Raw genomic sequence first — 19,415 nt, forward strand, 5'->3', positions numbered from 1 at the left:
AAACGTCTTGAAAACGCATCGCATCGCACTCATTCCCGGAGACGGCATCGGCAAAAGCGTAACTGATGCCGCCTGGCAGGTGCTCAACGCCGCCGCCCAAACCTCCGGTTTTGCACTTGAAGGCACGGAATTCCCCTGGTCCTGCGCCTTCTACAAGGAAACCGGCGCGATGATGCCGAAGGACGGTATCGAAACCTTGCGCGGCTTCGACGCCATTCTGCTCGGCGCAGTCGGCTGGCCGGCGGAAGTGCCGGACTCAGTCTCGCTGCACGGCCTGCTGCTGCCGATCCGCAAGGCCTTCGTGCAATATGCCAATATCCGCCCTCACCGGCTTCTGCCCGGCGTGCAGGGACCTTTGAAGGCCGATGGATTCGACATTCTCTGCATCCGCGAAAACACGGAAGGCGAATATTCCGGCGCGGGCGGCCGCGTGCATCAGGGCACCGATGATGAAGTTGCGGTCGAAACCTCGATCTTCACCCGCAAGGGCGTGGAGCGCATTTTGCGTTTCGGCTTCGAGCAGGCGCAAAAGCGTCGCGGCAAGCTCGCCTCCATTACCAAGTCCAATGCCCAGAAATATTCGATGGTCTTCTGGGACGAGGTGACACACAAGCTCGCTGCCGAATATCCCGATGTCGAAGTTTCCAGCTATCACATCGACGCCATGGCGGCACGCATGGTGATGGCCCCGGAAAGCCTTGATGTTGTGGTCGCCTCCAACCTCTTCGGCGACATTCTGACCGATCTCGGCGCCGCCATTCAGGGCGGCCTCGGGTTTGCCGCTTCCGCCAATATCAACCCTGACCGCAGCGCGCCTTCCATGTTCGAGCCGGTGCATGGATCGGCCCCCGATATCGCCCATCTCGGCATCGCCAACCCCATTGCCGCCATCTGGTCCGGAGCGATGATGCTCGAGCATCTCGGCGAAAAGGATGCAGCAGTGCGCGTCATGGCGGCGCTGGAAACGGCGACCGGCCGGGGTATCGGTACGCTTCCGGGCAAGGACAAAACAGACGCCATCACCGCCGCGGTTCTTGCGGCACTCGACTGATTTCGGAGAATTATGATGCAGGGCTTGAAGGACAAGGAACTCTTTCGCCAGACGGGCTTGATCGGCGGCGCATGGAAGACGGCGGCGTCGGGCAAGGCGGTCGATGTCATCGACCCCGCGACGCAGGCCGTGATCGGTACCGTTCCCGATATGGGGAGCGCGGAAACGCGCGCGGCCATCGAGGCCGCCAACGCCGCCTTCGGACCGTGGAAGAAGAAGACCCATGCGGAGCGTGCGGCGCTGCTCGAAAAATGGTTTGCGCTGATGATCGAGCATATAGACGATCTCGGCCTGATCCTGACCACGGAACAGGGCAAGCCGCTCGAGGAGGCAAAGGGCGAAATCCGCTATGGCGCATCCTTCGTCAAATGGTTTGCGGAAGAGGCGCGGCGCATCGGCGGCGGCACCATTCCGTCGCCGACGCCGGACCGGCGCATCGTGGTGCTGAAGGAGGCTGTCGGCGTCTGCGGCATCATCACGCCATGGAACTTCCCGAACGCCATGATCACCCGCAAGGTCGCGCCCGCACTCGCGGCTGGCTGTACCGTGGTCATCAAGCCGTCGGAATTCACACCGTATTCCGCCTTGGCGCTCGGCGTACTCGCCGAACGAGCCGGCATTCCCGCAGGTGTCATCAACATCGTCACCGGCATGCCGACGGAAATCGGCAACGAAATCATGGCGAACGAGACGGTGCGCAAGATTTCCTTCACCGGCTCCACCCGCGTCGGTTCGCTTTTGATGCGTGGTGCCGCCGACAGCATAAAGCGACTGTCGCTGGAACTGGGCGGCAATGCGCCCTTCATCGTTTTCAACGATGCCGATCTCGATCTCGCCATTGAAGGCGCTCTCATTTCGAAATTCCGCAATGGCGGCCAGACCTGCGTCTGCGCCAACCGCATTCTCGTCCAGTCTGGTGTTTACGACGCCTTCGCGAAAAAACTGGCGGATCGCGTCGATGCCATGCGGGTCGGCCCCGGCACGGAAGCGGGGGTCTCCATCGGCCCGATGATCAACGAGCCGGCCATCGCCAAGATCCGCGCCCATATCGACGACGCTATTTCGAAGGGCGCGACGATCATCACCAAGCCGCGCAGTCTGCCGGAAGGTCCGCAATATACGGCACCGGTGGTGCTGACGGACGCCACGACCGGCATGCTTCTGGCAAGCGAAGAGACCTTCGGGCCCGTCGCACCGCTCTTCCGCTTCGAGACGGAAGAAGAAGCACTCGCCATCGCCAATGGCACGCCCTTCGGCCTCGCCGCCTATTTCTATACCGAGAGCCTCAAGCGCGCCTGGCGTGTGGGCGAGGCTTTGGAATTCGGCATGGTCGGCCTCAATACCGGCCTCATTTCCACCGAAGTCGCCCCCTTCGGCGGCGTGAAGCAATCCGGCCTCGGTCGCGAGGGCGCGCAGGTCGGTATCGAGGAATATCTGGAGATCAAGACCTTCCATATCGGTGGGCTCGCTTGAGCCTTTTTCTCATCCCCGCCTAAAGGGCCGCTCTGCGGCCCTTCTTTTTTGAAGCGTGGAATTGAAAAAGCGGCAGCATTTACACGCCGTCGCCCCGGACTCGGTCCGGGTCCATTGCGATCAAGTCATTGATCGCAAGAAACTCTTTCACCGCGCAGACGCGCGGTGGCTGGATGCCGGATCAAGTCCGGCATGACGGAAGAACTAACAGCCCTTCTACTGAATCTTATCCAGCATCTTGTAATAGAATCCCACCAGCGGCAGGAACCAGGGCTTACCGAAATGACCCGGCACCGCCGGCCAGTCCAGCCCCTTCAGCGGATTGTTATCCGGCCGCCCGAGAATGGCGTCGGCCATGATCATGCCGAGATGGGTGGAAAGCTGCGCACCGTGGCCGGAATAGCCCATGGCGTACCAGACGCCGTCATGGAAACCTGCGCGCGGATAACGATCCTTGGTCATGTCAACCAGTCCGCCCCAGCAATAATCGATCGGCACATGGGCAAGCTGCGGGAAAATGCGATGCAGGCTTTCCGTCAGGATCGCACCGCTTTTGGAGTCCGAACGCTGATCCGAAGTTGCGGAAAAACGGGCGCGGCCACCAAAGATCAGCCGGTTGTCAGGCGAGAGCCGGAAATAATTGCCAATATTCATGGAGTTGACATAGGTGCGGTTGCCGGGAACCGAAGCCTTGATTTCGGCATCCGTCAGCGGCCGCGTGGCGATGATGAAACTGCCGACCGCGATGATGCGGCGGCGGAAATAACCGAAGCCGGAGGGTGTGTAAGCCCCAGTAGCAACAAGCACATTGTTGGCCGTGACCTTGCCGCGGGCGGTTTCCAGCTCATGGAGCTTGCCGTTCTGGATGTGTTTCGTCACCGCCGCTTTTTCGAAGATCACCGCGCCATGGCGGCTGGCGGCTTCGGCAAGGCCGGCCACATAGCGGCCCATATGCATCATTGCGCTTTTCTTCGAGAGCATGGCGCCATAAAAGGGCGAGCCGATTTCCGCCTCGAGATCAGCAGCCGACAAGAGAGCCGTATCGGGATCGACCTCGGCGTGCAGCGCGTCGAAATTCCTTGCCAGACCTTCGAAATGCTGCGGCTTGGAAGCGAGCTTCAGCTTGCCGGAGCGGCGGAAATTGCAATCAATCCCCTCCTCTGCGATCAGTGCTTCCAGCGTGTCGACTGAATCGTCCAGCGCCTTGTAGAGGGCGATCGCGCGTTCCTTGCCCAGTTCCGCCTTGGCGGAGAGATAGGAATGGGCAAGGCCATTGTTGAGGTGCCCGCCATTGCGGCCAGAGGCGCCCCAACCGACCCGCTCCCCTTCGAGAACGACCACCCGCGCGCCCGCCTTGGCCAGCTGGCGCGCGGCCCCGAGACCGGTGAAGCCGCCGCCGATGACGGCGACATCATAATGACCTTCGACGGGACCTTGCGCGGCACCTGAAAATTGCGGCGCGGTATCGTGCCAATAGGAGACGAACTTCATGGTCCCGACCTTTCCTTACAATCCAACCACGCCTGCCAGGCCGGAAATATCTGATATCTCGACATAACCATAATAGGGATTGGCGGGCTCGTGGCCGCGATTGACCCAGACCTTGTTCTTGATGCCGAGATCGTGGGCCGACATCAGATCGTAACGGAACGAGGAGGAAACATGCAGCATATCTTCCGGACCGCAGCCGAGCATGTCAAACATATATTCGAAGGCCTTGAAACGCGGCTTGTAAGCCTGTGCCTGCTCGGCGGTATAGACCGCATGGAAGGGTGCGCCGAGCTTTTCGACATTCGACATGATCTGCGAATTCATGGCGTTGGACAGGATGACGAGGGGAATTTCCTTCGCAACCTTCGCAAGGCCGGCCGGAACATCGGCATGCGGCCCCCAGGTCGGAACGCGCTCGTAAACGAAGGTGGCATCTTCATCCTTGAAAGCGACACCATTGCGCTTGCAGCTGCGCGAAAGCGAATTGTGGACCACCTGAGCATAGGGCTTCCAGTCGCCCATGATCTCATCAAGACGGTAGGCCGCAAAATTCTTGATGAACTGCTGCATCTGCGCTTCATCCAGGCGATCACCATAGAGATCACGGGCGGCCTCTGCCATCTGGAAATTGATCAGCGTGCCGTAGCAATCAAAGGAGATGTATTTCGGGCGGAAGATGGTCATATCGTCGTCATCCTTGCTTGGGGATCGGCCGTGCCGGAATGAATTGATCATAGAAAGCCTTTGCCCGGTCGGCGCACCGCAATTGCCATCAGCGGAAGCAGATTGTTGCGTATGCAGCCGCCAGTTTGGCAGAGAGTTGCGTTGAGCCCAACCGAAAGCCGCCGCCCGTCCCGGTTTTACGACCGGGTGCGGACAAGATGCGGCATAAGATGCGGCGGCGGATAAAAGCAACAGCGAAACATATCGAACCTTCCCATTTGTCGGGACAATCTTCTTCCGGCGTCAGTCTATCAATGAAGAGTAAGAAAAAACGGAGTTCCGGCATGCAGGCGAGCCTGATCGATATCCAAATGTTTCAACCGGACCACCTCGACGCGGCCGTTGAACTTTCCCGTCAGGCCGGCTGGCCGCACCGGAAGGAAGACTGGGCGCTGGTCCTTTCCCTGAGCAAGGGTTTTGTCGCCCTTGAGAACGGACGCGTCGTCGGCACCGCCATGGCGACGCTTCTCGGAGAAAGCTGCGCCACCGTCAATATGGTGATCGTGGATGAGAGCATGCGCGGCCGCGGCCTCGGGCGTCAGTTGATGCAGGCGGCAATGGACGCAGCAGAAGACCGCGAATGCCGTCTGGTCGCCACGGCCGACGGCCTGCCGCTCTACGAAAAACTGGGCTTCGTCGCCTGCGGCGAGGTGCGTCAACATCAGGGAATTCCGGTGACGACCGACAGGCCAACCGGTGTCATCTGGGTCGAAACCATTGATCCGGCCGCGCTTGCGGCACTCGATGCGGAGGCTTTCGGCGCGGATCGCACGGCGCTCTTTGCAGCGCTTGCCGACAGGGCACGTTTCGCGATCGTTGAGAAACAGGGCGTCATCAAGGGTTTTGCCGCCCTTCGCACCTTCGGGCGCGGCGAGGTCATCGGCCCGGTCGTGGCGGAAAATGCTGAAATCGCTAGGGATTTGATCGCCTTTGCAGTTTCCGAGCGCCCCGGCGCATTCCTGCGCGTGGATACCACCGCCGATACCGGTCTTGGCCCCTGGCTTGCCGAACGTGGCCTTGCCCATGTCGGCGGCGGCATCGCCATGCGCCGGTCGAAAACCGAAATCCCCGCGGACAAAAAACTGAAAACATTCGCATTGACCAGCCAGGCACTGGGCTGAATCTGGAGAGACCCATGTTAAGCAATTCACTGATCGAACTGGACCGCGCCCATCTGGTGCACCCCGTCTCCTCCTTCCGCGGCCATGAGAAGCTTGGTGTGCGGGTGCTGAAATCGGCAAGCGGCGCCACGGTCACCGACATGACCGGTCACCAGCTCATCGACGGTTTTGCCGGCCTCTGGTGCGTCAATGCCGGTTACGGGCATGACAGCATCGTCGAAGCGGCAGCCAAACAGATGCGTGAGCTGCCCTATGCCACTGCCTATTTCGACATCGGCAGTGAACCGGCGATCCGGCTTGCTTCCGAACTCGCCGACCGCGCGCCGGGCGATCTCAACCATGTCTATTTCACGCTTGGCGGTTCCGATGCGGTGGACAGCACCATCCGCTTCATCCGCTATTACTGGCACGCGAAAGGCCAGCCGCAACGCGACCAGTTCATCTCCATCGAACAGGGTTATCACGGCTCCACTACCGCTGGGTCGGGTCTCACGGCGCTACCCGCTTTCCATGCGGGTTTCGGTGTGCCTTATGACTGGCAGCACAAAATTCCGTCGCACTACGCCTACCGCAATCCGGCCGGCAACGATCCGGCCGCGATCATCACCTCCTCCCTGCAAATTCTCAAAGACAAGATCGAGGCCATCGGCCCGGACCGGGTCGCCGCCTTTTATGCGGAACCCATTCAGGGCTCGGGCGGCGTTCTGGTGCCGCCGCCGGGCTGGATCAAGGCCATGCGCGAACTCTGCCGTTCCTATGGCATTCTCTTCGTCGCTGATGAGGTCATCACCGGCTTCGGCCGCACCGGACCGCTCTTTGCCTGCACGGACGAGGACATCGTGCCGGACTTCATCACGGCTGCAAAGGGTCTCACGTCGGGTTATGTGCCGATGGGCGCCGTCTTCATGGCGGATCACGTCTATGATACAATAGCCGACTTTGCCGGCGATGCCGCCGTGGGGCATGGATACACCTACTCCGCCCATCCCGTCAGCGCCGCTGTCGGCCTTGAAGTGCTGAAACTCTACGAGGGCGGACTGCTGGAAAACGGCCGCCGCGCCGGTCAACGACTGATGGCCGGCCTGGAAGGCTTGAAAAGCCATCCGCTGGTTGGCGATGTGCGCGGCCGCGGCATGCTTGCCGCCATCGAACTTGTGACCGACAAGGACAAAAAGACGCCGCTGCCGGCTGCAGCGGCCCCTGCACGCAAGGTTTTCGACCGCGCCTGGGAAAACGGCCTGATCGTGCGCGCCTTTGCAAACGGCATTCTTGGTTATGCGCCGCCGCTCTGCTGCACAGATAGTGAGATCGACGCCATTGTCGAGCGGACGCTGAAGACGCTCGACCAGACACTCGAAGACCCGGCCGTCAGGGCCGCCATGGCCTGAGGTGATAGAAAGGCAGCGTTGCGGCCCCCTCTCGAAATGTCGCAACGCACCGCATATTCGCAATATTCTGCCGAAGAGCCGATCCATTTCGGCGTATCCGGCGTGCCGAAAGTGCCAAACTATTAATGCAAATGGCACTAAACGCCATAAAAAAGGGCGTAATTACAAATGGGAACGGGGCAAGGATCCCGTCCGGGAACAGAATAATCTGCCGCAACCTCCCCAAGAGGCCAAGGCGGCAAAGCGGAGACCGACATTGCCCAAAAAACTGAGCGACTTCAAATATATGAGCTTCGATGTGGTGGGAACTCTCATCGATTTCGAAGGTGGCCTGAAATCGACCCTGGCCGCAATCGGCGCGGAAAACGGCGTGGAGGTCGATGGTGAAAAGGCGCTCGCCCTTTATCGCGCAGCCCGTTACTCCGATGCGACCGACCTGTTTCCGGACGATCTCGTCCGCGTCTACCTGATCATCGCTCCGCAACTTGGACTGCCGGCGGAACGCGCTTTCGGCGAGCGCCTGCGCGACGCGGCAAAAAGCTGGAAAGGCTTTGAAGACAGCCGCGCCGCCATGGCCGAGCTTGCCAAGACGCATCGCCTCATCGCCATGACCAATGCCCAGCGCTGGGCCTTCGAATATTTCTCGAAGGAGCTCGGCAATCCCTTTCATGCGGCCTTCACGGCGGATGATACCGGCACGGAAAAACCCGATCCTGCCTTCTTCGAAAAGGTTTTCGCTTTTGTGGAGAGCGAAGGCGCATCGAAGGATGACATTCTCCATGTCGCGCAAAGCCAGTATCACGATATCGGCATTTCCCGGAAACTGGGCATGACCAATTGCTGGATCGAGCGGCGTCACGCCCAGAAGGGATATGGCGGCACCATCGAACCGGAAAACTTCACCGAGCCGGACTATCACTTTACCTCAATGGCCGGCCTTGCCGACGCCGCGAGGCAAGCGGGCGGTTAAGCCGCACCGCCAGTGGCGTGCCGCGAACTGGGATGCGGCATGCCTGAAATTTCTTCAGATGCATTTCAACAAATCATACAAAAGGGGAAGACCATGAGTGACAGGATTACAAACTGGACCCGCTCCGACGATGCCGCCGTTGAACAGGCGATCCGACGCGGCGCAACGCGGCGCGAGCTGCTTCACATGCTGCTGGCGGGTGGTGTCGCCCTTTCCGCCGGTTCGGCCATTCTCGGTCGCGCCTCAAATGCCGTGGCCGCAACGCCGGTCTCCGGCGGCACCCTCAAGGCAGCCGGCTGGTCCTCCTCCACCGCCGATACGCTCGATCCGGCGAAAGCCTCGCTTTCGACGGATTATGTTCGTTGCTGCGCGCTCTATAACCGTTTGAGCTTCCTTGATGTTTCCGGCACGCCGCAGCTGGAGCTGGCCGAAGCCATCGAAACGAAGGACGCCAAGACCTGGACGGTGAAGCTGCGTTCCGGCGTCACCTTCCATGACGGCAAGGCGCTGACCGCCGATGACGTGGTCTATTCGCTGAAGCGCCATCTCGATCCGGCCGTCGGTTCCAAGGTCGCCAAGATTGCCGCGCAGATGACCGGCTTCAAGGCTCTCGACAAGAGCACGGTCGAAATCACGCTGGCGAACGCGAATGCCGACCTGCCATCCATTCTGGCCCTGCACCATTTCATGATCGTTGCCGACGGCACCACGGATTTCTCCAAGGGCAACGGCACCGGCGCCTTCAAGCTCGAAAAATTCGAGCCGGGCGTCCGTTCGATCATGGCCAAGAACACCAATTACTGGAAGTCCGGCGGCCCGCACATCGACAGTTTCGAATTCATGGCGATTTCGGACGACAATGCCCGCGTCAACGCCCTTCTCTCCGGCGATATCCAGCTCGCGGCCTCCATCAACCCGCGTGCGCTGCGCCTGCTCGACAAGCAGGAAGGTGTCGTTCTGTCCAAGACGACATCAGGGAACTACACCAACCTCAACATGCGTCTCGACCAGGCGCCCGGCAACAATGCCGATTTCGTCGCCGGTATGAAGTCGATCGTCAATCGCGAGCAGATCGTCAAGGCGGCCCTGCGCGGCCTCGGTGAAGTCGGCAACGACCAGCCGGTTCCGCCGATGAACCCCTACCACAATCCGGATCTCAAGCCGAAAGCCTTCGATCCGGACAAGGCGAAATTCCACTTCCAGAAGGCCGGCCTCATCGGCCAGTCCATTCCGGTCATCGCATCGGATGCAGCAAGCTCTTCGGTCGACATGGCGATGATCATCCAGGCTTCGGCCGCCGAAATCGGCGTGAAGCTGGATGTGCAGCGTGTTCCCTCCGACGGTTACTGGAGCAATTACTGGCTGAAGGCGCCGGTCCATTTCGGCAACATCAACCCGCGCCCGACGCCGGACATCCTGTTCTCGCTGCTCTATGCTTCAGACGCCCCGTGGAACGAAAGCCAGTACAAGTCGCCGAAATTCGACAAGCTGATGCTGGAAGCACGCGGCATGCTCGACATGGAGAAGCGCAAGCAGATCTACTTCGAACTGCAAACGATGATCGCCGACGAAGCCGGCACCATCATCCCCGCCTATATTTCGAATGTCGACGCCATCACCTCCAAGCTAAAGGGGCTGGAAGCCAATCCGCTCGGCGGCATGATGGGTTATTCCTTTGCGGAATACGTCTGGCTTGAAGCCTGATAGATCATGGGGCCGGGCGCGAAAATGCGCCCGGCACGTTTTCCGCAGGATGCGGGAAGCCTCCACAATCAGGCAGGTCGCAGGAGCATGTGAATGAACAGCCGGATATTGTCCCTTATCGCCAGGCGGCTGGTCGTCATGCTGACGACGCTGCTGATCGTGTCGTTTATCGTCTTTTCCGCCACCAGCCTGCTGCCCGGCGACACGGCGACGATCCTTCTCGGCCAGGCGGCGACGCCGGAAGCCGTGGCGGGCCTGCGCACCGCCATGCATCTCGACGACCCGGCCCTGCTGCGTTTCGTCCGCTGGCTTTTTGGCCTGCTGCATGGCGAGCTCGGCACCTCCTATGCCAACAACATGGCGATTGCCGATCTTATCGGTCCGCGCTTCGTCAATTCCATGAAGCTTGCCGGCATTACCACCATCATCGCCGTGCCGCTGGCGCTCACGCTTGGCATCAGCTCTGCCATGCTGCGCGGAACGCTTTATGACCGGGCCGTCACCGTGCTGACCATCGGTGTCATCTCGGTGCCGGAATTCATGATCGCCACACTCGCCGTGCTGCTTTTCGCCGTTTACCTGAAATGGCTGCCGGCGCTTTCGCTGGTCAGCGAGGTTCACACGCTTTTCGATGTACTGCGGGTCTATGCCATGCCGGTCATCACGCTGACCTTCGTCGTCTCAGCGCAGATGATCCGCATGAGCCGCGCCGCCGTCATCGAAACGCTGGATACGCCCTATGTCGAAATGGCGCTTTTGAAGGGCGCACCGCGCATGCGCATCGTGCTTCGCCATGCGCTTCCTAATGCGCTCGGCCCCATCGTCAATGCGGTGGCGCTGTCACTTTCCTATCTCGTCGGCGGCGTCATCATCGTTGAGACGATCTTCAATTATCCTGGCATCGCCAAGCTGATGGTGGATGGCGTCGCAACCCGCGACCTGCCGCTGATCCAGAGCTGCGCGATGATCTTCTGCGTCGGTTATCTCCTCCTCATCACGACGGCTGACATTATCGCCATCATGTCCAATCCGAGGCTGCGCTGATGGCCGACAATATCAAAACAACTTCGGGGACTTCGCGTTTGGGTTACAAGATCAACGCAGTCGGCGTTTTCGGCTTTCTCATGATTTTTTCCTGGGCCATGGTCGCAATCTTGGCGCCGTATCTCATACCGCATCCAGTCGGTGAAATCGTCGATCTCGATTATTTCGGGCCGATGACATCAGATCTCTGGCTCGGTTCCGATTACCTCGGCCGTGACGTGTTTTCCCGCATTCTCATGGGCGCGCGTTTCACGGTCGGCATATCGCTCGCAGCCGTCACCATCGCCTGCACCTCCGGCGTCGTGCTCGGCATGTGCGCCGCCGTCATCGGCGGCTGGTTCGATGCGGCGTTGAGCCGGTTTCTCGATGCGGTGAATTCCATTCCGAGCAAGCTTTTCGGCCTCGTTGTCGTCGCCGCCGTCGGCTCGTCCATACCGGTGCTGATCATCACGCTCTCGGTCATCTATACGCCGGGCGCCTATCGTTTCGCCCGGGCGCTCGCCGTCAATGTCAACACCATGGATTTCGTCACCGTCGCCCGCGTGCGCGGCGAAAGCCTGCTTTATCTCATCGGTTCCGAAATCCTGCCGAACATCGTCCGTCCCGTGTTGGCCGATCTTGGCGTGCGCTTCGTCTTCATCGTGCTGCTGCTGTCGGGCCTCTCCTTCCTTGGCCTTGGCCTGCAGCCGCCGAATGCGGACTGGGGTGCGCTGGTGCGCGAAAACATCGGCGGCCTGCCGTTCGCGGCACCCGCCGTCATCTTCCCGTCTCTAGCGATTGCCAGCCTGACGATCAGCGTCAACCTGCTGATCGACAATCTGCCGCAGAAAATCCGCGACAGGAGCGAATAATGAGCAATCTCGTTGAAATCCGCGGACTGAAAGTCGAGGCCACCACCGATTCCGGCCGCCGCATCGACATCATCAAGGGTGTGGACATCGACATCGCCGATGGCGAGATCGTTGCGCTGATCGGCGAAAGCGGTTCCGGCAAGACCACCATTGCGCTGACGCTGATGGGCTATGCCCGCCCGGGCTGCCGCATTTCCAGCGGCAGCGTCAAGGTGGCGGGCCGCGACATGGTGCAGCTTTCCGAAGCCGAGCGAGCAACGATCCGCGGCACGAAGGTGACCTATGTGCCCCAAAGTGCGGCCGCCGCCTTTAACCCTGCGCAGAGGATCATCGACCAGGTGATCGAAGTCACCCGCATCCACCATCTGATGCCGCCGCAGGAGGCGCGGGTGCGGGCGGTAGAACTCTTCAAGGCCCTGTCGCTGCCCAACCCTGAGACCATCGGCGAGCGCTACCCGCATCAGGTGTCCGGTGGCCAGCTTCAGCGCCTGTCCGCCGCCATGGCGCTGATCGGCAACCCGAAGCTGGTGATCTTCGACGAGCCGACCACGGCGCTCGATGTCACGACCCAGATCGAGGTGCTGCGCGCCTTCAAATCGGCAATGCGCAAGGGCGGTATCGGCGGCGTTTATGTCTCGCATGATCTTGCCGTCGTCGCCCAGATTGCCGACCGGATCGTGGTGCTGAAAGGCGGCGAGGTGCAGGAAACCGGCACTACAGCGGATATCCTCGAAAATGCGCAGCATCCCTATACTAGGGAATTGCTGACGGCTTTTCACGACAAGGCACGCGTTGTCACACCCGTCAAACAGGAGCAGGCCACGCCCCTCCTGGATATCGAGGAGCTGATCGCCGGATATGGAACGAAGGGCGGAGACAAGATGCCGCTAGTGCGTGCGGTGGATTCCGTCAGTCTTTCAGTCTATCCCGGCCGCAATCTCGGCATTATCGGCGAATCCGGCTGCGGAAAATCGACACTTGCGCGCGCCATTGCCGGCATTCTGCCGGCGGCAAGCGGCCATGTGATCTTCGAAGGCAAGGAACTGGATGCCGATGCACGCCGACGGACCGGCGATCAGCTTCGCCGCATGCAGATCGTGTTCCAATATGCCGACACGGCACTCAACCCGTCCAAACCCATCGAGGGCATCCTCGGCCGGCCGCTGACCTTTTATCACGGTATGAAGGGCAAGGCGCGCGATGCGCGGATCGACCAGCTTCTCGATATGGTGAAGCTGCCGCGCTCGGTTCGCCATCGCCATCCTTCCGGCCTTTCCGGAGGGCAGAAGCAGCGTGTCAATTTCGCCCGGGCGCTTGCCGCCGAACCATCGCTCATCATCTGCGATGAAATCACCTCGGCGCTCGATACCGTGGTCGCGGCCGCGATCATCGATCTTCTCGGGGAACTGCAGCGGGAGCTGAACCTCTCTTACATCTTCATCAGCCATGATCTTTCGGTGGTGGAGACCATTTGTGACGAAATCGTCGTGATGTATGGCGGACAGAAGGTGGAGCATCTGGAGACGGAAGCGATCAAGTCGCCGACCCACCCCTATTCGAAACTGCTGTTCTCCTCGGTGCCGAAACTCGACCCGAAATGGCTCGACAATCTGCAGCAGGATGCGGAGCTGGTGCGGGCGTTTTCGAAGAGGTGAGAACGGGATGATACGGCCCTGCAAAGGGCCGTTTCCCACACCTCAAAGCGGAAACAGGCTGGTCAGCGGCATATGCGATTTGATGATCGGTGATTTCAGCACCACGAAGCTGAAATATTTATCGATGCCGACATCCATATCGGTCAGTCGCTCCATGATCGACTGGTATTCGACGATGCCAGAGGTGACGAATTTCAGCAGGTAGTCGTACCCCCCGGAAACGAGGTGGCACTCCACCACCTGGTCGATCTTTTCGACAACGCCGAGGAAGCGGGCGAAATCGATCTGGCGGTGGTTCTTCAGCGTAATCTCGGTGAAAACAGTCAGCGTCTGGCCGAGCTTGTTGATGTTGATCTGCGCCGAATAACCCTCGATATAACCTTCCGCCTGCAGTTTCTTTACCCGCATCAGGCAAGGGCTGGGCGACAGATTGACAAGCTCCGCCAGCTCGACATTGGTGATGCGACCGTTTTTCTGCAGTTCATAGAGGATCTTGATATCGATCCGGTCAAGTTTCATCACGTGCGGAACCCCTTTTTTGTTTTTTGAACACGCGGCATAAAATTCTGGCGCGGTATCGGAAATCTTACCACATGGGTGCGCCCTGTCGACGTGGAGATGTTTTTTTGGTGCAGCATAAAGAGTTGCAGACGTGGCCACCAACAGCATGAGATTCCGGCAAGACGCCCAGTCTGGCAGCGTTTACACGCCAGCTGAGGTAAATTAGGACGAATATAAGGAGTCCGACCATGCCCGCCCCGCTGCAACAGATCACGACATCGCCGGAACTGCCGACATCTGCGGACGCCGTCATTATCGGCGGCGGCATCGTCGGTGTCTTCGCCGCCTATTACCTCGCCCGGCGCGGTCTGAAGGTGGCGCTGGTCGAAAAGGGCCTGATCGGGGCGGAGCAATCCAGCCGTAACTGGGGCTGGTGCCGCCAGCAGAACCGCGACGCCCGCGAATTGCCGATTTCCACCAAGAGCCTGGCGCTTTGGGAAGAATTTGGCGCAGAGAGCGGCGAGGACACGGGCTTTCGGCGCTGTGGGCTGTTTTATCTGAGCGACAATGAAGCCGAGCTTGCCGGCTGGGCGCGCTGGCGTGACTTTGCCATTACCGCAGGCGTGACGACCCATATGCTGAGCGCCGATGAGGCGAGCGAACGCGGCCGATCTACGGGCAAACGCTGGAAGGGCGGTGTGTTTTCACCGACAGACGGTACGGCCGATCCTTCCATGGCGGCACCCGCCGTGGCGCGCGCCATCATCAAACTGGGCGGCACGGTGCATCAGAATTGCGCCGCGCGCGGGCTTGAGACGGAAGGCGGCCGTGTCAGCGCCGTTGTCACCGAAAAAGGCACGATCCGCACCAAAACCGCCATCATGTCCGGCGGGGCCTGGGCGTCGTCCTTTTGCCGCCAGCTCGGCATTCGTTTCCCGCAGGCCTCCGTCCGCTCCTCCATTCTGTCCGTCACGCCGGGTGCGGAGGGGCTGCCGGATGCACTGCACACCGCCGCCGTCTCAGCCACGAAGAGAAAAGACGGCGGCTATACTCTCGCCATCAGCGGGCTGGGCCGCATCGACCCGACGGCGCAGCAGATGCGGTTTGCCCGTGAATTTGTTCCGATGTTTCTCAAGCGCTGGCGAAGCCTGCGGCCAGGCGGGCTGGAAGGTCTTCGCGGCGGCCACGAGACGCTGAAACGCTGGCGGCTCGATGCGCCGACGCCGATGGAACGGGTTCGTATTCTCGATCCGAAACCCAATGCCGCCGCCATCCGCGAGACCCATGAAAGGGCACTGAAGCTTCTGCCGGCCCTCGGCAAAACCCGGATTTCCGCCGCCTGGGCGGGCTTCATCGACAGCACGCCTGATGGCGTGCCTGCCATTGGCGAAACCAGCGAATTGCCCGGCTTCATCCTCGCCGCCGGCTTCAGCGGCCATGGTTTCGGCATCGGACCGGGTGCCGGCCATCTGATCGCCGATATCGTGACGGGCTCGAACCCGATCGTCGATGCCGCCCCCTATCACCCCAGCCGCTTCCTCGATTCGTCCTGGGGCAAGGTCGCGGATTTCTGACCCTCCCTTAATGGGATGCGACAGACTCACCGCGATGGAACCGGCCGATGTGAAAATCCGCAATCGGCGTCGTAGTCTTCCCGGTTGCTATCAGCTCCGCCATCACGTCGCCAACACCCGGCCCGATCTGGAAACCGTGGCCGCTGAAGCCGAAGGCATAATAAAGGCCGGAGGTCGCAGCACTTCCCCCCATGACCGGCAGATCGTCGGCCATATAGCCTTCCACACCGGACCAGGTGCGGATCAGCCGGGCATGGCGCAAAGCGGGAGCCAGCCGCAGCAACTGGCGCAGCTGAGCATCAAGCCCGGCGGGATCATATTTCGCCCGGCGTTCGTCCAGCGCGGCGGCGCATCGTTTCACCCCGCCGAAAATGACGTTTCCGCGCGGGATTTGCCGCATATAAATGACCTCGCCGGGAATTTTGGTGGAGACGCCGACGACGGGGTGAATGAACCATGGCAAAGGTTCCGTCACGCCCATTTGCGGGCCGGCCACTTCCAGCGGCACCGCCTCTCCCAGGGCGCCGGCAAACCCGCCGCCCCATGCACCGTTGGCAACCAGCACCGAGGGCGCGCGATATTCCCCTTCCTCCGTCGTCACCTGGAAATCCTCGCCCGCCTTTTCGATGGCCAGAACTTCGCAATTTTCCACGATGGTTGCACCATCCCGCCGCGCCGCGCGGGCAAAGGCGGGCGCGACAAGGCGCGGATTGGCGTGACCATCATGCGGCGACCATGATCCCGCAACCGCCTCCGGTCCGATGAAGGGGAATTTCTGCCTGACAGCCTCGCGCGAGAGTATCTGCAATTCCAGACCATATTGCGTGGCATCGTCGCGGTATTTCTCGACCACGGCGATCTGTTCTTCCGCCCAGAGAAACCGGATATGGCCGACGGGCATGAATTCCACATCCGCACCGGTCAGTTGCGGGATCCGGCTCCAGATATCCCGCGATCTGTTGGCGAGCGGAAGCTGCCCGAGATAACGGCCCTGACGGCGGACATTGCCGAAATTGGTGCCGCTCGCCTGCTGGCCGACGAGGAAACGCTCCAGCAGAATGACGCTGACACCCCGATGCCGCAGGAAAAACGCCGTCGCGGTTCCAACAATGCCGCCGCCGACGATAATGACATCGGCCTCTGCAAGCGTGTTACGCATCATCGCCTCCCTTCACAATCGCCAGCGGCAGCGGTTTCACCGGCGCCTGCCCGCGCAGCCGTCCGGCCAATTCCACCGATATACCAGAGGCGGCGGCGACAATCTCCTGACCCGCCTGCCCGCAGAACCGGCCCTGACACCGGCCCATGCCAGCCCGCGAGAAAGCTTTCGAGCGGTTGACCTCCGTCGCACCCTTTTCGGTCACGCTTGCGCGCAACTCGCCCGCCGTCACCACCTCGCAGCGGCAGATAATCGTCTCGTCGGCAAGTGACCGCACCAACAGGTGCGGCCAAGGGAAGGCCCGGGCCATTCCCTGCGCAAAGCGGCTCGCGGCTTTCAGCGATTTCCGGCAGCGGCCGATCTCCGCACGGGATGGCTTCAAACCTTGATCCTCAAGAAGCGCGAGCGCGGCGAGCCGGCCGGAGGCTTCCGCACCATCTGCACCGAGAATACGCACGCCATCGCCTGCCAGATAGACATCAGGCACGGAACTGCGTCCCATATTGTCCACATCCGGAAGCCATTGCCGGATCAGCGGATCAAAGGAGAAGCGGCAACCGGCAAGGTCGGCAAGCTGGCTTTCCGCCCGCAGATGATAGCCCATGCCAATGGCATCGCAGGCGAGGCGTGTTTCCTCACCGGACGCATCCCGATAGCGAATGCCGGTCACGCCACTCTCAGCGTCGCCGATAATCTCTATCGGCATGATGCCCCGTTCGATCCTCACGCCGCCCGCAAGCAGCGCCGCGACAAGCCGCATGCCCTTGAGGAGCTGCATTGGTCGTGCCACCATCCCCGGCAGGCCCTTGATCTGCGTGAAGAATGATGTGGTATCCAGCACCGCCACAGGCGCCGCCCCTGCCTTCATATATTGATATGCCACAAGATAAAGCAGAGGCCCCGTGCCCATAAAAACCACCCGTCGCCCTATCGCGCAGGCCTGCGCCTTCAGGGATATCTGCGCCGCGCCAAGCGAAAAACAACCCGGCCTCGTCCAGCCCGGCAAGGGCATGATGCGGTCGGTCGCACCCGATGCGATGATGAGGGCATCGAAATCCAGAGCTTCGGATGTCTCTGCGCGCTGAATATGAATGCGATTGTCGCGAATTGCCCACGCCAGGGTCTGCGGGCGGTAATCGATATGGTCTGAAAGCCCGTCGAATGTGTCGTGCAGAGCCTTCGCCTTATCCGCTTCCGTGCCGTAAAGAGCGGTATATGAGCGCTTGAAATTCTGCGGCTGACGGCGATAGATCTGGCCGCCGCTGCGATCTCCCTCATCAATGACGACGGGGCGAAGCCCAGCCCGCACCAGCGTCTCGGCGGCACGCGTACCGGCGGGGCCGGCGCCCACGATCACGACGCGCAAATCTGCCATAACCCCTCCGGAACCTCGGTTCTGATATCCATGCCCGGGCGAACGGCGGTGGAACAGGCGCGCAGCCGCTCCCCTTCCCCGGTCCAGACCCAGCAATCCTGACAGGCGCCCATCAGACAGAACCCCGCGCGCTTGCCATCGGCGAATTCCGAAAGGCGGGCAAACCCGCGCGACAGCATCAGCGCCGTCAGCACCGTGTCTCCCTCCAGCGCCTCGACCGGCATGCCGTCGATCAGGACAGAGCAAACCGCGCGTCGCTCTTCGGCGATGCGCCTGAATCTGGCAAGCATCCGCGTTTCCTTTCCCAAAACCTTCGCAGGCACCTCTCCTGCACCGTCACAGATTTCCACGGCAGAAGGTTTCTCACCAATCGCAAATGGTCGCTTGAACAGAACCTTGGGTTATGGAAGAGATGACGCCGGAGGTTTCCATGAACGCCCGACAGCTTGAAATTTTCCGCGCCATCATGCGCGACGGCTCCGTGACAGCGGCTGCCAATTCGCTTGCCGTTTCCCAGCCCGGCGTCAGCAAGGTGTTGCACCATCTGGAAAGCCAGCTGGGTTACAAGCTGTTCGAGCGCATCGGCGGGCGGCTGGTGCCGACGATGGAAGCGCATCTGATCTACGAGGATGCCGACCGGGTTTTCCGTGAACTGGAAGTGCTGAAAAAACTGACGCGCACCATCGGCGAGCGCAAGCTTGGCCTTCTGCGCATCGGGGCCAGCCTGCCGGTCACCTATTCCGTGCTGCCTGAAGCATTGCTCGCTTTCCGGCAGACGCATCCGACCGTCAAAATCCACCTCAACGCCCTGCCCAAAAAGGAAATTGCCGAGCAGCTGCTGCTGGGAGACATCGATTTTGCGGTAACGCTGTCCACCATTCAGGCACCAACAGTGCGCAGTGAAATTCTTGCCTCCGTGCCTGTTGTGGCGGTGATGCGGCATGATGATGCCCTGGCCGAGATGATGACGGTGACGCCGCGCGACCTCGCCGGCAGACCGCTGATTTCCTACGGCAACCAGGCGGACGAGATCGGCCCGCAGCTGAACGAGGTCTTCGAACGCGACGGGCTTATGCGTGATGTCTCGGTGCAGGTCACCTCATCGGTCGGCGCTGTGCCGCTGGTGCGTGGCGGCATCGGCATCGCCCTTGTCGACGGCCTGGTGCGGTGGAACAGTTTCGAGGGAGTGACGGTGCGCCCGTTCATGCCTGAAGTGACGATGAATGTCGCCGTTTCCACCAACACGGCGCGGCCGCTCTCACGTTTCTTCAAACCCTTTGTTGGCGAATTGCGACAACTCTTTCGCGCCCTTCCCGCCCAGGGCTGACGGACAAA

Annotated in this window: 17 protein-coding genes; 11 read left to right on the top strand and 6 right to left on the bottom strand. The window is 60.8% G+C overall.

All coding sequences use genetic code 11. The annotated features are described in order from the left end of the window. Nucleotides 1-7: 7 nt before the first annotated feature. The gene (locus QRN60_RS16470; RefSeq protein ID WP_111817654.1) at nt 8-1,051 is read left to right on the top strand and encodes a tartrate dehydrogenase; all 1,044 of its coding nucleotides are present in this window, start codon (nt 8-10) and stop codon (nt 1,049-1,051) included. A 15-nt stretch (nt 1,052-1,066) separates the two neighbouring features. Beyond that, on the top strand, nt 1,067-2,524 hold the full coding sequence (locus tag QRN60_RS16475) for an NAD-dependent succinate-semialdehyde dehydrogenase (RefSeq protein WP_111817653.1): 1,458 nt from the start codon (nt 1,067-1,069) through the stop codon (nt 2,522-2,524). Between the two features lie 216 nt (nt 2,525-2,740). Here QRN60_RS16475 and QRN60_RS16480 read toward each other — a convergent pair whose 3' ends face one another. After that, nucleotides 2,741-4,015 carry an NAD(P)/FAD-dependent oxidoreductase gene (locus QRN60_RS16480; protein WP_003506840.1) on the bottom strand — a complete coding sequence of 425 codons (1,275 nt, stop codon included), beginning with the start codon at nt 4,013-4,015 and terminating at the stop codon, nt 2,741-2,743. A 15-nt stretch (nt 4,016-4,030) separates the two neighbouring features. Continuing rightward, nucleotides 4,031-4,699, bottom strand: coding sequence for a haloacid dehalogenase type II (locus QRN60_RS16485; protein WP_003506842.1), 669 nt, complete (start codon nt 4,697-4,699; stop codon nt 4,031-4,033). A 323-nt stretch (nt 4,700-5,022) separates the two neighbouring features. On the opposite strand from QRN60_RS16485, the gene QRN60_RS16490 reads away from it, so the two are divergent. The 7 genes from QRN60_RS16490 to QRN60_RS16520 all read left to right on the top strand — a co-directional run bounded on the left by QRN60_RS16490 (nt 5,023) and on the right by QRN60_RS16520 (nt 13,471). Further along, nucleotides 5,023-5,859, top strand: a complete 837-nt coding sequence (locus QRN60_RS16490; RefSeq protein WP_020812184.1) for a GNAT family N-acetyltransferase — start codon at nt 5,023-5,025, stop codon at nt 5,857-5,859. A gap of 14 nt (nt 5,860-5,873) precedes the next feature. Then, on the top strand, nt 5,874-7,247 hold the full coding sequence (locus tag QRN60_RS16495; RefSeq protein ID WP_111817652.1) for an aspartate aminotransferase family protein: 1,374 nt from the start codon (nt 5,874-5,876) through the stop codon (nt 7,245-7,247). Between the two features lie 256 nt (nt 7,248-7,503). After that, the gene (locus tag QRN60_RS16500; RefSeq protein ID WP_099087207.1) at nt 7,504-8,217 is read left to right on the top strand and encodes an HAD-IA family hydrolase; all 714 of its coding nucleotides are present in this window, start codon (nt 7,504-7,506) and stop codon (nt 8,215-8,217) included. A 93-nt stretch (nt 8,218-8,310) separates the two neighbouring features. Continuing rightward, nucleotides 8,311-9,921 (top strand): ABC transporter substrate-binding protein, encoded by a 1,611-nt coding sequence (locus tag QRN60_RS16505; RefSeq protein ID WP_080866892.1) that lies wholly within the window; start codon nt 8,311-8,313, stop codon nt 9,919-9,921. 93 nt (nt 9,922-10,014) lie between these two features. Then, the gene (locus tag QRN60_RS16510) at nt 10,015-10,965 is read left to right on the top strand and encodes an ABC transporter permease (RefSeq protein WP_020812187.1); all 951 of its coding nucleotides are present in this window, start codon (nt 10,015-10,017) and stop codon (nt 10,963-10,965) included. After that, nucleotides 10,965-11,816, top strand: a complete 852-nt coding sequence (locus QRN60_RS16515) for an ABC transporter permease (protein WP_020812188.1) — start codon at nt 10,965-10,967, stop codon at nt 11,814-11,816. Before QRN60_RS16510 ends, QRN60_RS16515 begins: the two co-directional genes overlap by 1 nt. Further along, nucleotides 11,816-13,471 (top strand): ABC transporter ATP-binding protein, encoded by a 1,656-nt coding sequence (locus QRN60_RS16520; protein ID WP_111817651.1) that lies wholly within the window; start codon nt 11,816-11,818, stop codon nt 13,469-13,471. Before QRN60_RS16515 ends, QRN60_RS16520 begins: the two co-directional genes overlap by 1 nt. Before the next feature lie 42 nt (nt 13,472-13,513). On the opposite strand, the gene QRN60_RS16525 is transcribed toward QRN60_RS16520, so the two are convergent. Then, on the bottom strand, nt 13,514-13,990 hold the full coding sequence (locus QRN60_RS16525; protein WP_003506856.1) for an Lrp/AsnC family transcriptional regulator: 477 nt from the start codon (nt 13,988-13,990) through the stop codon (nt 13,514-13,516). A gap of 230 nt (nt 13,991-14,220) precedes the next feature. Here QRN60_RS16525 and QRN60_RS16530 point away from each other — a divergent pair, with 230 nt between their 5' ends. Continuing rightward, nucleotides 14,221-15,546, top strand: coding sequence for an NAD(P)/FAD-dependent oxidoreductase (locus QRN60_RS16530; protein ID WP_020812190.1), 1,326 nt, complete (start codon nt 14,221-14,223; stop codon nt 15,544-15,546). A gap of 7 nt (nt 15,547-15,553) precedes the next feature. On the opposite strand, the gene QRN60_RS16535 is transcribed toward QRN60_RS16530, so the two are convergent. The 3 genes from QRN60_RS16535 to QRN60_RS16545 are packed head-to-tail and all read right to left on the bottom strand — an operon-like array spanning nt 15,554 to nt 18,370. Beyond that, nucleotides 15,554-16,705, bottom strand: coding sequence for an NAD(P)/FAD-dependent oxidoreductase (locus QRN60_RS16535; protein WP_111817682.1), 1,152 nt, complete (start codon nt 16,703-16,705; stop codon nt 15,554-15,556). Beyond that, a complete protein-coding gene (locus QRN60_RS16540) occupies nt 16,698-18,080 on the bottom strand; it encodes an FAD/NAD(P)-dependent oxidoreductase (protein ID WP_111817650.1) in 1,383 nt (460 codons plus the stop codon). Before QRN60_RS16540 ends, QRN60_RS16535 begins: the two co-directional genes overlap by 8 nt. Further along, on the bottom strand, nt 18,059-18,370 hold the full coding sequence (locus QRN60_RS16545; protein WP_003506864.1) for a (2Fe-2S)-binding protein: 312 nt from the start codon (nt 18,368-18,370) through the stop codon (nt 18,059-18,061). Before QRN60_RS16545 ends, QRN60_RS16540 begins: the two co-directional genes overlap by 22 nt. Before the next feature lie 113 nt (nt 18,371-18,483). Here QRN60_RS16545 and QRN60_RS16550 point away from each other — a divergent pair, with 113 nt between their 5' ends. After that, a complete protein-coding gene (locus QRN60_RS16550) occupies nt 18,484-19,407 on the top strand; it encodes a LysR family transcriptional regulator (RefSeq protein ID WP_003506866.1) in 924 nt (307 codons plus the stop codon). Nucleotides 19,408-19,415 lie beyond the last annotated feature (8 nt).

The organism is Agrobacterium sp. CFBP2214 (genome assembly GCF_030209895.1).
GTDB classification, from domain to species: Bacteria; Pseudomonadota; Alphaproteobacteria; order Rhizobiales; family Rhizobiaceae; genus Agrobacterium; species Agrobacterium radiobacter.